Source organism: uncultured Phycicoccus sp. (assembly GCF_947495705.1).
In the GTDB taxonomy this organism is placed as follows: domain Bacteria; phylum Actinomycetota; class Actinomycetes; order Actinomycetales; family Dermatophilaceae; genus Phycicoccus.
The window spans coordinates 502,272-516,000 of sequence record NZ_CANLZR010000001.1 but is presented as its reverse complement, the minus strand read 5'-3'; the positions used below and the strand labels follow the sequence as shown (position 1 = coordinate 516,000).

12 protein-coding genes and 1 tRNA gene are annotated in these 13,729 nt (G+C 73.6%); 5 read left to right on the top strand and 8 right to left on the bottom strand.

Annotated features, from left to right (window positions below; translation table 11 throughout):
- Nucleotides 1-206: 206 nt before the first annotated feature.
- A complete protein-coding gene (leuS, locus tag Q0963_RS02510; protein ID WP_299442464.1) occupies nt 207-3,122 on the bottom strand; it encodes a leucine--tRNA ligase in 2,916 nt (971 codons plus the stop codon).
- Between the two features lie 622 nt (nt 3,123-3,744).
- On the opposite strand from leuS, the gene Q0963_RS02505 reads away from it, so the two are divergent.
- On the top strand, nt 3,745-4,290 hold the full coding sequence (locus tag Q0963_RS02505; protein WP_299441989.1) for a MarR family winged helix-turn-helix transcriptional regulator: 546 nt from the start codon (nt 3,745-3,747) through the stop codon (nt 4,288-4,290).
- A gap of 43 nt (nt 4,291-4,333) precedes the next feature.
- Here the strand turns inward: Q0963_RS02505 and Q0963_RS02500 are convergent, their stop codons facing one another.
- Complete coding sequence (locus tag Q0963_RS02500) at nt 4,334-5,806, bottom strand: NAD(P)/FAD-dependent oxidoreductase (RefSeq protein ID WP_299441986.1); 1,473 nt, start codon at nt 5,804-5,806, stop codon at nt 4,334-4,336.
- A 176-nt stretch (nt 5,807-5,982) separates the two neighbouring features.
- On the opposite strand from Q0963_RS02500, the gene Q0963_RS02495 reads away from it, so the two are divergent.
- Together Q0963_RS02495 and Q0963_RS02490 are read left to right on the top strand one after the other, a co-directional pair.
- Nucleotides 5,983-7,125, top strand: a complete 1,143-nt coding sequence (locus tag Q0963_RS02495) for a metallophosphoesterase (RefSeq protein WP_299441983.1) — start codon at nt 5,983-5,985, stop codon at nt 7,123-7,125.
- Nucleotides 7,122-7,727: a DNA-3-methyladenine glycosylase I gene (locus Q0963_RS02490; RefSeq protein WP_299441980.1), complete on the top strand. Its 606-nt coding sequence runs from the start codon at nt 7,122-7,124 to the stop codon at nt 7,725-7,727. Before Q0963_RS02495 ends, Q0963_RS02490 begins: the two co-directional genes overlap by 4 nt.
- A gap of 153 nt (nt 7,728-7,880) precedes the next feature.
- On the opposite strand, the gene Q0963_RS02485 is transcribed toward Q0963_RS02490, so the two are convergent.
- From Q0963_RS02485 to Q0963_RS02465, 5 genes are all read right to left on the bottom strand, one after another.
- Nucleotides 7,881-7,953, bottom strand: a tRNA-Ala gene (locus Q0963_RS02485).
- Nucleotides 7,954-8,019: 66 nt separating this feature from the next.
- Nucleotides 8,020-8,682 carry a histidine phosphatase family protein gene (locus Q0963_RS02480; RefSeq protein WP_299441977.1) on the bottom strand — a complete coding sequence of 221 codons (663 nt, stop codon included), beginning with the start codon at nt 8,680-8,682 and terminating at the stop codon, nt 8,020-8,022.
- Complete coding sequence (gene rsfS / locus Q0963_RS02475) at nt 8,679-9,059, bottom strand: ribosome silencing factor (protein WP_299441974.1); 381 nt, start codon at nt 9,057-9,059, stop codon at nt 8,679-8,681. The genes Q0963_RS02480 and rsfS overlap by 4 nt, the downstream gene beginning before the upstream one ends.
- Nucleotides 9,056-9,640 (bottom strand): nicotinate-nucleotide adenylyltransferase, encoded by a 585-nt coding sequence (nadD, locus tag Q0963_RS02470; protein ID WP_299441971.1) that lies wholly within the window; start codon nt 9,638-9,640, stop codon nt 9,056-9,058. The genes rsfS and nadD overlap by 4 nt, the downstream gene beginning before the upstream one ends.
- A gap of 11 nt (nt 9,641-9,651) precedes the next feature.
- On the bottom strand, nt 9,652-9,888 hold the full coding sequence (locus Q0963_RS02465) for a hypothetical protein (protein ID WP_299441968.1): 237 nt from the start codon (nt 9,886-9,888) through the stop codon (nt 9,652-9,654).
- A gap of 578 nt (nt 9,889-10,466) precedes the next feature.
- Here Q0963_RS02465 and Q0963_RS02460 point away from each other — a divergent pair.
- Complete coding sequence (locus Q0963_RS02460; protein ID WP_299441965.1) at nt 10,467-11,513, top strand: glycosyltransferase family 2 protein; 1,047 nt, start codon at nt 10,467-10,469, stop codon at nt 11,511-11,513.
- Here Q0963_RS02460 and Q0963_RS02455 read toward each other — a convergent pair.
- On the bottom strand, nt 11,498-12,790 hold the full coding sequence (locus Q0963_RS02455) for a glutamate-5-semialdehyde dehydrogenase (protein ID WP_299441962.1): 1,293 nt from the start codon (nt 12,788-12,790) through the stop codon (nt 11,498-11,500). The two genes, Q0963_RS02460 and Q0963_RS02455, sit on opposite strands and share 16 nt — an antisense overlap.
- A 74-nt stretch (nt 12,791-12,864) precedes the next feature.
- Here Q0963_RS02455 and pdxY point away from each other — a divergent pair, with 74 nt between their 5' ends.
- Nucleotides 12,865-13,719, top strand: coding sequence for a pyridoxal kinase PdxY (gene pdxY / locus Q0963_RS02450; RefSeq protein WP_299441959.1), 855 nt, complete (start codon nt 12,865-12,867; stop codon nt 13,717-13,719).
- The last annotated feature ends 10 nt before the right edge of the window (nt 13,720-13,729 follow it).

The following is a 13,729-nucleotide window of genomic DNA, read 5'->3' as shown; positions in this document are numbered from 1 at the left end:
TTCGGGCAACGATCTGCCGCGATCCCTTGCCGTGAGCCGCTGGCGAGCACGGATTCCGCAACCTTGGACACGCCGTCGGTGCTCGCCCCCTCCGGCGCCCCTCCCCCTCCCCTGCTGTCCCGACTTCTCATGCCGGCGGCCGCGCGACCCGCCGCAGTTGCCGGGTGTCGCGCGGACGGGAGCCTGGAAGGGGGAGAGGCCGGGGGTCAGGCGGGGACGACGTTGACGAGCTTGGGGGCCCGGACGATGACGGTCCGCACGCCGTTCTCGAGGCTCGCCTGCACCTTGGGGCTCGCCAGGGCCAGCTCGCGCAGCGCGTCCTCGGTGATGTCGTTCGGCACCTCGAGGCGATCCTTGACCTTGCCGCGGACCTGGACCACGCAGGTCACCGTGTCGTCGACGAGCAGCGCCGGGTCGGCGACCGGGAACGCCTCGTAGGTCAGGGACTCGGTGTGTCCGAGCCGCATCCACAGCTCCTCCGCGACGTGCGGCGCGAGCGGAGCGACCATGAGCACGATGGCCTCGGCCGCCTGCCGCGGGACGCCACCGTCGAGCTTGGTCAGCGCGTTGTTCAGCTCGGTGAGCCGGGCGATCGCGGTGTTGAAGCCGAGGCCGGTGTAGTCGGTGCGCACGGCGTCGATCGTGCGGTGCAGGACCTTGGCGGTGTCGGCGTCCGGGGCGGTGTCGACGACCCGCACCTCGCCGGTCTCCTCGTCGACGATGTTGCGCCACAACCGCTGCAGGAACCGCTGGCTCCCGACGACGGCGCGGGTGTCCCACGGCTTGCTCTGCTCCAGCGGGCCGAGGCCCATCTCGTAGAGCCGGAACGTGTCGGCGCCGTACATCCCGTACATGTCGTCCGGGCTCACCATGTTCTTCAGGGACTTGCCGATCTTGCCGAACTCGCGGGTGACGGGCTCGCCGTTCCAGGTGAAGCTCGGGTGGCCCTGGTCGTCGACGCCTTCGGCGACCTCGGACGCCTCGACGTACTGGCCGCGCGCGTCGGTGAACGCGGGCGCCTGGATGTAGCCCTGGGCGAAGTACGTGCGGAACGGCTCGTCCGAGCTCAGGTGGCCGAGGTCGTGGAGCACCTTGTGCCAGAAGCGGGCGTAGAGCAGGTGCAGCACGGCGTGCTCGACGCCGCCGACGTAGAGGTCGACGCCGCCGGGGTCGCGGGTTCCGGCGGGGGCGCCGGCGACCGGCTCGGCCCGGGGGCCCATCCAGTAGGCCTCGTTCTCGGGGTCGACGAGGGCGTCGACGTTGGCGGGGTCGAGGTAGCGCAGGTAGTACCAGCACGACCCGGCCCAGTTCGGCATCGTGTTCGTCTCGCGGCGGTACCGGCGCGGGCCCCGGCCGTCGCCGAGGTCGAGCTCGACGTCCACCCACTCCTGGACGCGGGACAGCGGCGGTTCGGGCTCGCTGCTCGCGTCGTCGGGGTCGAAGGTCTTCGGGCTGTAGTCGGGGACCTCGGGCAGCTCGACGGGGAGCATCGACTCCGGCAGGGCGTGCGCGACGCCGTCCTCGTCGAAGACGACGGGGAACGGCTCGCCCCAGTACCGCTGCCGGCTGAACAGCCAGTCGCGCAGCTTGTAGCTGACGGTCGCGTCACCGCTGCCCTGCTCGACGAGCCACGGGATGATGCGGGCCTTGGCGTCATCGACCCCGAGGCCGTCCAGGCTGATGTCGGCGTTGCTGCTGTTGACCGCCGGGCCGTCGCCGGTGAACGCGGTGGCCTCGTCGTGCCCCTCCGACGGCTGGACGGTGCGGATGATCGGCAGCTCGAAGGCGGTGGCGAAGTCCCAGTCGCGCTGGTCCTGCCCGGGCACGGCCATGATCGCGCCGGTGCCGTAGCCCATGAGGACGTAGTCGGCGACGAACACGGGGAGGCGGTGGCCGTTGACGGGGTTGACCGCCCAGCCGCCGGTGAACACCCCGGTCTTGTCCTTGCCCTCGACCTGACGCTCGATGTCGCTCTTGCGCGACGCGGCCCGGCGGTAGGCGGTGACGGCCTCGGCGGGGGTCGCCGCGCCGGCGGTCCAGACGTCCTTGGTGCCGTCCGGCCACGGACCGTCGGGCACGAGCTGGTCGACGAGCGGGTGCTCGGGGGCCAGCACCATGAAGGTCGCGCCGAAGAGGGTGTCGGGGCGGGTCGTGAAGACCTCGATCCCCGGGCCGGCCGGGTCGCCGTCGACGGCGAAGGTGACCCGCGCGCCGTGGCTGCGCCCGATCCAGTTGCGCTGCATCGTCTTGACCTTCTCGGGCCAGTCGACCCGGTCGAGGTCGTCGGCGAGCCGGTCGGAGTAGGCGGTGATGCGCATCATCCACTGGCGCAGGTTGCGCTTGAACACGGGGAAGTTGCCCCGCTCGGAGCGGCCGTCGTTGGTGACCTCCTCGTTGGAGAGCACCGTGCCGAGGCCGGGACACCAGTTGACCGGCGCCTCGCTCGTGTAGGCCAGCCGGTGGGCGTCGACGATGCCGGCGCGCTCGACGTCGCTGAGGTCGTCCCAGCCGCGGCCGTCGTCGTTCGGGAGCGGGCGGGCGCCGCTGCGGTACTGCTCGACGAGGTCGGCGATGGGCCGGGCCCGGCCGGTGCCGCCGTCCTCGCGCGGGGCGTCGGCGTCGTACCAGGAGTTGAAGATCTGGAGGAAGATCCACTGCGTCCAGCGGTAGTAGTCCGGGTCGATCGTCTGGATGGCGCGGCGGTCGTCGTGGCCGAGGCCGAGGCGGCGCAGCTGGCGCGCCATGATCGTGATGTTCTCCTCGGTCGTCTTGCGGGGGTGCTGCCCCGTCTGGACGGCGTACTGCTCGGCGGGCAGGCCGAAGGCGTCGTAGCCGAGGCAGTGCAGGACGTTGCGGCCGAGCATCCGGTTGAAGCGGGCGTACACGTCGGTGGCGATGTAGCCGAGGGGGTGCCCGACGTGGAGCCCGGCACCACTGGGGTACGGGAACATGTCGAGGACGAGGAGGTGCCCCTCGGGGTGCTGGGCGACGCCCTCGGGGTCGGCCCACGGACCCGCGGGGTTGGGGGCGTGGAAGGTGCCGCGCTCCTGCCACCGGTCCTGCCAGGCGACCTCGATGCGGCCGGCCAGCTCGGCGGTGTAGCGGTACGGGGTCTCGCTCATCTCGTCCTCGTCGTCGTCATCGTCTGCGCCCATGAAAAAACCCCTCACGCAGGAGGGGTCGCCGCGCCGGCCGGGGGCCGCGCGGCTACGTAAGGAGCAGGAGCCTCGTCACGCGCTCAGGGTACCGCAGCCGCGCGGCCCGGCGGACGAGCGGCGGGCGCCCCGACCCGCCACCGAGACGTTGTAGTTCTCCCCGCGAATCGCTCCGCCACCCGGAGGTATCCCTCCGGATCCGGACTGTCCTTCCTCCGGAACCGGAGGGATACCTCCGGTTACCGGGGGGATTCCGGACAGAGATGGATTGACCCTGTGGACGACGGGCGAGCCCGGCCGATCGGGGGGCACAGTGGGACGCGGGCCGGACGGGCGCCGGGGCGACCTGACTCCGCGTCGCGGAGCACCATGCAGGAGGGGGACGATGGGGCACGTCGAGAGAGACAGTGAGCCGCCGACGCGGCCGACCCCTCCGGCGCCCGCGGCCGCTGCCACGCCGGGAGGAGGGTCCGGGGCCGGCGCCGGAGCCGGGGGACCGACGCACGTCGTGATCGGGGACGTTCCGGCCTCGACGCGCCCGAAGGACGGGCCCTGGGGCCCACCCGGTCGGCGGCGCTCCCCCTCGTGGATGCGCCGTCGCGGCATCCCGGCGACCGAGCGCGAGCCGAACGAGCCGTGGGCCCGCCTCCAGGAGCACCTCGCGCTGCGCTACAGCCTCGGCCTGCGGCTGGACCGCCGGTGGGAGCACCCGGACCCCCACGACCTGGTCAACGTCCCGCTCCTGCTCCGCCAGGCGTCGGCGGTCGTCGACGCCGACCTGCGACGGGTGCTCGCGACGTCCGCACCGGGGCTCACCCCGGTCGCCTTCGACACCCTGCGCCGGATCCGCGACAAGCCCTCCCCCGGAGTCAACCTGGGCCAGTACCTCCGCCTCCCGCCCCAGCGCGTCTCGGAGATCCTCGCGCACCTCGAGAAGTCCGGCCTCATCGTCCGGGACCCCAGCAGCCGGGACCTGCGCCTGCGGGAGGCCCGTGTCGACGAGGCCGGGCGGGCGCTCGTCGAGCGCCTCGAGGACACCGTCACCCGGCTTGCCCACCTCTGGCTCGAGGACCTCGGGCTCGACGAGCAGGACACCCTGCTCAGCCTCGTGGCGGTCGTCGCAGAAGGCGCGTGACGGCCCCGCCACGGACGGCGGACGCCACGGCGCCGAACGAGGCTCAGCGCAGCTCGAGGACGCCGTCGTCGAGGCGCCCCAGCCGCGTCGCGACGAGGTCGGCGACGTAGTTCTGGACGACGAGCCACGGCCGGCGCGTGCCCTGGGTGGGGAGCAGGTGCTCGCCGCGGCGGATGTAGCCCGACGTCAGGCCGAGCAGCGGACGCTCCGCCCCGCCCGTCCCGTCCCAGCGCGGCACGGCGACCGTCCGGCCGTGACGGCGCAGGTGGCGCAGCAGCCGGCAGAACCAGCGCGCCGTGAGGTCGGCGCGCAGCGTCCAGCTGGCGTTGGTGTACCCGACCGCGAGGACGAGGTTCGGCACGTCCGAGAGCATGCACCCCTTGTAGACGTGCCGGGTGGGGACCTGCACCGTCTCCCCGTCGACGACCAGCTCCGCTCCCCCGCCGAACTCGAGCCGGAGCCCGGTCGCGGTGACGACGACATCGGCGGGCAGCACCTCACCGCCGTCCAGCCGGATCCCCTCGGGGACGAACCGGTCGATCGTGGCCGTCACGACGTCGGCGCGTGGGCCGCCCAGGACGTCGAGGAGGTCACCGTCCGGGGCGACGGCGATCCGCTGGTCCCACGGGTCGTACCGGGGAGCGAAGTGGGTGTCGACCGGCCAGCCGCCGGGGAGCCGGTCGACGAGGCGGCGCCGGAGCACCCGCCGGCCGGCGTCGGGGAACCGGCGCAGGAAGCGGTAGCTGAGAGTGGACAGGGCCACGTTCTTGCCCCGGACGAGGGCATGCGCGGCCCGCTCGGGAAGGGCCCGCCGGGCGAGGTCGGCGAGGCCGTCGGTGGACGGCAGGGCGGCGACGTAGCCGGGACTGCGCTGGAGCATCGTCACGTGCGCGGCCCCCTGCTCCACCAACGCCGGGACGAGGGTCACCGCCGTCGCCCCGCTGCCGATGACGACGACCCGGCGCCCGGTGACGTCGAGGTCGGCCGGCCACTGCTGGGGGTGCACGAGCGTGCCCGCGAAGTCGGCACAACCCGGGAAGTCGACGACGTGCCCGGAGTCGTACGCGTAGTAGCCGGTGGCGACGTACACGAACCGCGCCCGGTGCTCCAGCAGTTCCCCGTCCCCGGTCCGCACGGTGACGGTCCACCGCCGGTCGGCGCTCGACCACGCGGCCCGGGTGACCCGCTGGCCCAGGTGGATGCGCCCCGTCACGCCGTACTCGTCGGCCGTGTCCCGGATGTAGCGCAGGATCTCCTCGGCCGGGGCGAAGCTGGCGGGCCCCCGCCACGGCCGGAACGGGAAGCCCAGGGTGTACATGTCCGAGTCCGAGCGGGCGCCCGGGTAGCGGAACAGGTCCCACGTCCCGCCCGTCGCCGCCCGTGCCTCGACGACGGCCCACGTGACACCGTGCGTCGTCGTGGCGAGGCGGCAGGCCGCGTCCACCCCCGACAGGCCGGCGCCGACGACGAGGACGTCGACGTCGAGCGGCGGCGGTGACATGACGTCGTGGGGCACCCCGTCAGGCTAGGCGGACGCGCCGCGAGGATGGACAGGACCGCGGCCCGGGCGTCCGACCGCCCGGCATCGTCAGCCGCCCGTGACACGATGCAGCACATGACGATGTCCCCCGCCGCTCGCGTCTCCGCCCGCCGCGGCGTGCGCCGCGGCCCCTCGCTCGCCGGCGCCGCGGCATGACCGTCTTCATCGTCGTGGTCCTCGGGGTCTTCGCGGCCTTCGTCGGCTTCGTCTGGCACCGGCTCGCCCTCGCCCCGGCCTGGCGGGCCCGGTGGGTGCCGTTCGCCATCGGCGTCGTCCTGCTCGCGCTCGCCGCCGCGATGCTCGCCGGCTTCGACGTGTGGGGCGGGCAGTGGAGCCCCGCCCAGATGCGGCCGGTCGCCTGGACCGGGCAGGCGTTCCTCGCGGCCTGCCTCTACCTGTTCCTCGGGCTCGTCCCCGTCTGGCTCCTGAGCATCGTCATCTGGTTCGTCCGCTGGCGGGCCGACCACGGCCGCGAGGGCCGGCGCGCGCTCAACCGCTTCGCCTCCCCGGCCGTCGCCATCGTCGCGGCCGCGCTCACCGCCTACGGCGCGATCGTCGCCGCCCAGCCCATCGTCACCGAGTACGAGGTCTCCTCGCCGCAGCTGCCCGCCGAGTTCGACGGCACCCGGGTCGCGCTCGTCACCGACATCCACGCCGGCGCCGTCCGCGGCGCCGACTTCACCCAGCTCGTCGTCGACCTCGTCAACGCCGAGCGCCCCGACCTCATCGTCATCGCGGGCGACCTCGTCGACGGCCGCGCGGACCGGTACGCGGCCGAGATCGCGCCGCTGCGTGACCTCCAGGCCCCGCTCGGGGTGTTCGCGACCACGGGCAACCACGAGATGTACCGCGACACCGCCAACTGGGTGCGGACCTTCGAGGCGGACGGGCTCACCGTCCTGGCCAACGAGTCCGTCCCGATCACCCGCGGTGGTTCCACGATCACCCTCGCGGGAGTGCACGACAGCGAGGGGACGGGCGTGTTCGCCCCCGACTACGACGCCACCCTCGACGGGACGGACCCCGCGGCCTTCACCCTCCTGTCGGCCCACCAGCCGCGGCAGGCCCTCGAGGTCGAGGGCCGCGGCGTCGACGTCCAGCTGTCCGGGCACACCCACGGCGGGCAGCAGTGGCCGCTGAACTATCTCGTCAAGCTCCAGCAGCCGATGGTCGACGGGGTCGCGACCGTCGGGGACACCACCGTCGTCACCTCCCGCGGCGCCGGGGCCTGGGGCCCCGCGGTGCGGGTCGGCGCCGACCCCGAGATCCCCATCGTGACGCTGCGCCGCTCGTGACCGACCCCGGCCTCGTCGTCGGCGCGGACGGGCTGGCCCGCCCCGCGTGGGCGGCCACCGACCCGCTGCTGCGCGAGTACTACGACACCGAGTGGGGGATGCCGGTGCGCGACGAGCGCGGCGTGTTCGAGCGGCTCACCCTCGAGGCGTTCCAGTCCGGGCTGTCCTGGGCGACGATCCTGCGCAAGCGCACGGCGTTCCGGGCGGCCTTCGACGGCTTCGACCCCGAGGTCGTCGCGGCCTACGGGGACGACGACGTCGCCCGGCTCCTCGCCGACGCCGGCATCGTCCGGAACCGCGCGAAGGTCCACGCCAGCGTCACCAACGCCCGCGCCACCCTCGCCCTGCGCGAGGACCCCGACGGGGACCTCGCGGCCTTCGTGTGGCGGCACCGGCCCGCCGACACCCCCCGCCCCCGCAGCATGGCCGAGGTCCCGACGACGTCCCCGGAGTCCGTGGAGCTGTCCAGGGCGCTCAAGCGCAAGGGGTTCGTCTTCGTCGGCCCCACGACGATGTACGCGCTCATGGAGGCCATCGGCATCGTCGACACCCACGTCCTGGGCAGCCACCGCCGCGGCAGCAGCGGCGTCTGGCCCGACTGAGGCCCAGGGCCCCGACGCAAGAGGACGGGCCCGGCGAAAAGCGTGCCGAGCCCGTCCTTGCATTGTGGAGCTGAGGGGACCCGTCGCCCGCTCCTCCCGAATCCCCACTCCACATGACGAACGGGCCGGCTGGCGCCGGCCCGTTCATCGATGTGGAGCTGAGGGGATTCGAACCCCTGACCCCCTCCATGCCATGGAGGTGCGCTACCAACTGCGCTACAGCCCCGAGTGGGTTTCCCCCGAAGGGGCGACGGCGAGTCTACCTACGCCCCACCGCTCCCCCAAATCGGCCTCACGGAGGGGTGTACTCGCCGCGCGACGGCACCCCGGACGAGGCGTTCCAGGTGGCCAGCCGCCAGCCTTCGCGCCCCTCGACGAGCTCGCCCCAGTGACAGTTGCCGAGCGCACCGAGCACCCGCCACGCCACCGTCTGATCCAGCCCGAGCAACCACCCGACGGCGGCCCGCCCCGCCGCGCCGTGCGTGGACACGACGAGACACTCCCCCGCGTCGAGCCCCGCCAGGTGCTCCTCGAGCGCCTCCGCGACCCGGGCCCGGACGTCGGCCATCGACTCCCCGTCCCCGCCGCGCGGGATGTCCTCACCCCGGAGCACCGCGGCGCGCTCCTGCGGCCAGCGCTCGCCGATCTGCACGTTCGTCAGGCCCTGCCACGCGCCCGCGTGGATCTCGCGGAAACGGGGGTCCAGGGTGATCGGCACGCCGGCGGCGGCGGCGACGCTCTCGCCGGTGAGCCGGGCCCGCACCAGGTCCGAGCTGACGACGCGGGTGGGGTGCAGCGCGGCGACGGCGACCCCGGCGGCGCGCGCCTGCTCCTCGCCCCGCTCGGACAGCGGGCTGTCGAGCTGGCCCTGCCAGACGCCCGAGGCGTTGTGTGTCGTCTCGCCGTGCCGGAGCACGACGACCCGTCGAGGAGCGGACCGGAGCGGGTCCGTCACCGGCCGCCCTGCTCGGTGCCGACCACCCCGAGGTCGATGGCGGGGCAGTCCTTCCACAGCCGCTCGAGCTCGTAGAAGTCACGCTCCTCGTCGTGCTGGACGTGCACGACGATGTCCGAGAAGTCGATGAGGACCCAGCGCCCGTCGCGCTGGCCCTCCCGGCGGATCGGCTTGGAGCCCATCGCGCGCAGGACGTCCTCGACCTCGTCGACGATCGAGCCGACCTGACGTTCGGACTCGGCGGAGACGATGACGAACACGTCGGTCAGCGCGAGCTGGTCGGACACGTCGATGCCGGTGATGGTGGTGGCGAGCTTCTCGGCGGCGGCCGCGGCGGCGGCGCGCGCGAGCTCGAGCGATCGGTCGGTGGCGGTCACGGTGCTCCTCGGTAGAGGCGGTACTTGGAGATGTACTGGACGACCCCGTCGGGGACGAGGTACCAGACCGGCTCGCCGGCCCGGACCCGCTCACGGCAGTCGGTGGAGGAGATGGCCATCGCAGGCACCTCCTGGAGGGTGATGCGGTCCGACGGCAGCCCGAGCTCGGAGAGGGTGTACCCCGGACGGGTGACCCCGACGAAGTGCGCGAGCTCCCACAGCTCGTCAGCATCCTTCCACGACAGGATCTGGGCGAGGGCATCGGCACCGGTGATGAAGAACAGCTCGGCGTCCGGGCGCTGGGCCCGCAGGTCCCGCAGGGTGTCGACGGTGTACGTCGGGCCGTCGCGGTCGATGTCGACCCGCGAGACGGTGAAGCTCGGGTTGGACGCGGTGGCGACGACGGTCATGAGGTAGCGATGCTCGGCCGGCGCGACCTCCCGCTCGTCCTTCTGCCAGGGCCGCCCGGTGGGCACGAACACGACCTCGTCGAGGCCGAGCAGTGCCTGCACCTCGGAGGCGGCGACGAGGTGCCCGTGATGGATGGGGTCGAACGTGCCGCCCATCACCCCGAGCCGCACGCGGGAGCCGCTCAGTGCTGGCCCGGGTGCTCGGGCCAGTGCGCCCCGTCACCGGCAGCGGGGGCGCCGGGGGTCTCACCGTGCCCGGAGGGCGGTGCGTACCGGTTGTGGGTCCCACGGAAGGACCAGGTGACCCCGAGGAGGAGCACGAACACGAGGAGCGCGATGAGCCCGATGAGCCAGGCGGGGATGGGCAGCTCGGTGTGGGTGGCTTCCTCGGCGGCGGCCAGGGCGGCGAACGTCGACATGGGGGCCAGCCTAGCGCCCCGGTTGTCCACCGATTTCGTCCACAGGCCTGTGCACGGAGACCCATCCGAGCACCCGGGGTTGTGGACGACACGCCGAGGCCCGAGACAACCCGGGAATCTTCTTCCGAACCGCTTGCACCGCCCCTCGAGGAGCACTAGAACAGTCCCCATGCCCACTGCTCAGGGCAGGCCCGGACGGTGAGAACATCCGGTACTGCTCGGTCCAGGGGGTGGGTCGTTCGGATAACGGCACGACGTCCTCTGTCTCGGGTCACCGGTTCAGGGGCCATGCGCGTCCTTCGGGGGGTGCATGACGCGCGCGACGGCGCGGGTGCTGCGGCCGACGGCTCGAGTCGAAGTCCGACCCTCCGGGGCGGCGCCACCGTCGCGTGGCAGACCTTGTGCGGCTCGCCGCAGGGACCGACCGGCTCGCGACAGCCGGCGGCCGTGCCGCCGGTGAGGGCCCCCGAATCTCATACTCGGGGGCCCTCCGCCGGGCCGGTCGGCCGGCGCCGCTCTCTCAGCGCATCCACGGCGAAACCTGGGTCGGGCACAGCCTGCGCACCTACCCTGGAGCCATGTCCGAGATCGAGCTGACGGTCGTCGTCCCGATGTACAACGAGCAGGACGTCATCCCCCTGTTCGTCGAGCGGCTGCGCCCGCTGGCCGAGGCCTGGGGCGTGACGTACGAGGTGCTGTGCGTCGACGACGGCTCCACCGACGCCACCCCGGTGCTCCTCCAGCGGCTGCGCCGTGAGTGGGACGCCGTGCGCGTCGTCCGGCTGCGGGCCAACGCCGGGCACCAGGCCGCCATCTCCGCCGGCCTCGTCCGGGCCCGCGGGCGCTACGTCGTGACGATCGACGCCGACCTGCAGGACCCGCCCGAGACCATCGCGACGATGCTCGACGCCGCGCGCCGCGAGGGCGTCGACGTCGTCTACGGCGTCCGCGAGGACCGCTCCAGCGACACCCGGTTCAAGCGCGTCTCCGCCCGGGCCTTCTACCGGTCCATCCGGGCCCTGTCCGACGTCGACGCGCACGTGGACGCCGGGGACTTCCGGCTCATGTCCCGCGCCACCGTCGAGGCCGTCAACGCCCTCCCCGAGCACAACCGCGTGCTGCGTCTCGTCGTCCCGGCGCTCGGCTTCCCCAGCGCGTCGGTCGGCTACCGCCGGGAGGCGCGGGCGGCCGGCGAGTCGAAGTACCCCCTGGCGAAGATGCTCCGCCTCTCGATCGACGGCGTCACCGGCTTCTCGATCGCCCCCCTGCGGTTCGCGACCTGGCTCGGCCTGGCCGGCGGGGTCTCGGCCGTCCTCGTGCTGCTCTACGCGCTCGCCGCGATGCTGCTCGGCAACACCCTCCCCGGCTGGACCTCGACGGTCGTCATCGTCTCGGCCGTCGGCGCCGTCCAGCTGCTGGCGCTCGGCATCCTCGGCGAGTACGTCGGGCGCACGTACACGGCGCTGCAGGCCCGCCCCACCTACTACGTGGCGCACGACAGCCTCGAGGCGGCGGCCGGCGACGATCGAACACCGACCCGGCCGCACGTGGTCCCCGTCCGCACGGCGCCGCCGGAGCATGCCGGCGACGAGCCCCGGCGGGTGGCGGGTCAGACCCGGGTCTGACCGTCGCCCTCGACGACCCACTTCGTCGTCGTCAGCTCGGGCAGGGCCATCGGGCCCCGGGCGTGCAGCTTCTGGGTCGAGATGCCGATCTCGGCGCCGAACCCGAACTCGCCCCCGTCGGTGAACCGCGTGCTGGCGTTGACCATGACGGCCGCGGCGTCGACCTCGGCGGTGAAGCGGCGGGCGGCCGCGCGGTCCTCGGTGACGATGGCCTCGGTGTGCCCCGACCCGTAGCGGCGGATGTGCTCGAGCGCGGCGTCGAGGTCCTCGACCACCCCGACCGACATCTCGAGGCCGTGGAACTCGGTGGCGAAGTGCTCGTCCGTGGCGTCGTCGTGGGGCACCCCGGCAGCGGCGGCCCGGGCCCCCGCCGCGGCGTCGGTGTGCAGGAGCACCCCCTCGGCGTGGAGGGCCGCGAGCGCCTTGGGCAGGAAGGCGTCGGCGACGCCCCGGTGCACGAGCAGCGACTCGGCGGCGTTGCAGACGCTCGGCCGGTGCGTCTTGGCGTTGACGGTGATGGCCAGCGCGGCGTCGAGGTCGGCGCGGGCGTCGACGTACACGTGGCAGTTGCCGACCCCGGTCTCGATGACGGGCACGGTGGAGCCGGTGACGACGGCCTCGATGAGGTCCGCTCCCCCGCGCGGGATGAGGAGGTCGACCTGGCCGCGGGCCGTCATGAGGGCGCGGACGACGCCGTGCCCGCCCTCGAGCAGGCTGACGGCGTCCGCCGGGAGGCCGTGCGCGTCGAGGGCCCGACGGAGGACGGCGACAGTGGCCCGGTTGGTGTCGGCGGCGGCGCTGCCCCCGCGCAGGATGACGGCGTTGCCGGACTTCAGGCCCAGGCCGGCGGCGTCGACGGTGACGTTGGGGCGGGCCTCGTAGATCATCCCGACGACGCCCATCGGCACCCGGACCTGGCGGATCTGGAGGCCGTTGGCGAGGGTGGAGCCGCGGACCACCTCACCGACCGGGTCGGGCAGCGCGGCGATGTCGCGCAGCGCCTGGGCGACGGCGGCGACCCGGGGCGGGTCGAGGCGCAGCCGGTCCTGGAGGCTCTCGCTCATCCCCTGCTCGCGGCCGCGCGCGAGGTCGGCCTCGTTCGCCGCGACGATGTCGTCGGTGGCGGCGTCGATGGCGTCGGCGAGGGCGTGCAGGGCGGCGTCCTTCTCGGCGCGCGAGAGCAGGGCGAGGCGGCGGGACGCGGTGCGGGCGGCGGTGGCGACGGCCCGGACCTGTGCGACGTCGGCGGGGTCGACCCCGGTGGTGCGCTCGGACATGGCTCCAGGGTAGGCGCGGGCGGGCGGGTGGCGGCGCCTCCTCCCGGGCGTCGGGACGGTGACAGGATGGGGCGGTGACGACGATCCTCTCCATCCAGTCCTCCGTCGCGTACGGGCACGTCGGCAACTCGGCCGCGGTCTTCCCGCTGCAGCGGCTCGGCGTCGAGGTGTGGCCGGTGCACACGGTCCACTTCTCCAACCACACCGGCTACGGCGCCTGGCGCGGCCCGCTCATGGCCCCCGAGGACGTCCGCGAGGTCGTCTCGGGTGTCCAGGACCGCGAGGCCCTCGGCGAGGTGGACGCGGTGCTGTCCGGCTACCAGGGCGGCGAGCAGATCGGGGAGGTCATCCTCGACGCGGTCGCCCGCACCAAGGCGGCCAACCCGGCGGCGATCTACGCGTGTGACCCGGTGATGGGCAACGCGTCGTCGGGGTGCTTCGTGCACCCGGCCATCCCCGTGCTGCTCCGCGAGCGGGTCGTCCCGCAGGCCGACCTCATCACCCCGAACCAGTTCGAGCTCGGGTTCCTCACCGAGACCGAGCCCGGCGACCTCGAGTCCACGCTGGCGTCCGTCGACGCGGCGCGCGCGCTGGGGCCGTCGACGGTCCTCGTGACGAGCGTGCTGCGCCCGGACCGGCCCGAGGGCACCATCGAGATGCTCGCGGTCGACGGTGACGGGGCGTGGATCGTGCGCACCCCGCACCTGCCGCTCAAGGCCAACGGGTCCGGCGACGTCACGGCGGCGCTCTTCACGGCGCACCTGCTCGACACCGGCGACGCCGGGGTCGCGCTGGGCAGGACGGTCTCGAGCGTGTTCGACCTGCTGCAGCGCACGCTGGACTCCGGGCGGCGCGAGCTGCAGCTCGTGCAGAGCCAGGACGCCATCGCCGAGCCACGGATGCAGTTCGAGGTCGAGCGAATCCGCTGACCGACCGGTC

What these genes read in the sequence shown, in the direction of transcription:
- leuS (WP_299442464.1), bottom strand. Translation starts at nt 3,122, where the DNA reads ATGAGCGAGACCCCGTACCGCTACACCGCCGAGCTGGCCGGCCGCATC.
- Q0963_RS02505 (WP_299441989.1), top strand. Translation starts at nt 3,745, where the DNA reads ATGCGCCGTCGCGGCATCCCGGCGACCGAGCGCGAGCCGAACGAGCCG.
- Q0963_RS02495 (WP_299441983.1), top strand. Translation starts at nt 5,983, where the DNA reads ATGACCGTCTTCATCGTCGTGGTCCTCGGGGTCTTCGCGGCCTTCGTC.
- Q0963_RS02465 (WP_299441968.1), bottom strand. Translation starts at nt 9,888, where the DNA reads ATGTCGACGTTCGCCGCCCTGGCCGCCGCCGAGGAAGCCACCCACACC.
- Q0963_RS02460 (WP_299441965.1), top strand. Translation starts at nt 10,467, where the DNA reads ATGTCCGAGATCGAGCTGACGGTCGTCGTCCCGATGTACAACGAGCAG.
- Q0963_RS02455 (WP_299441962.1), bottom strand. Translation starts at nt 12,790, where the DNA reads ATGTCCGAGCGCACCACCGGGGTCGACCCCGCCGACGTCGCACAGGTC.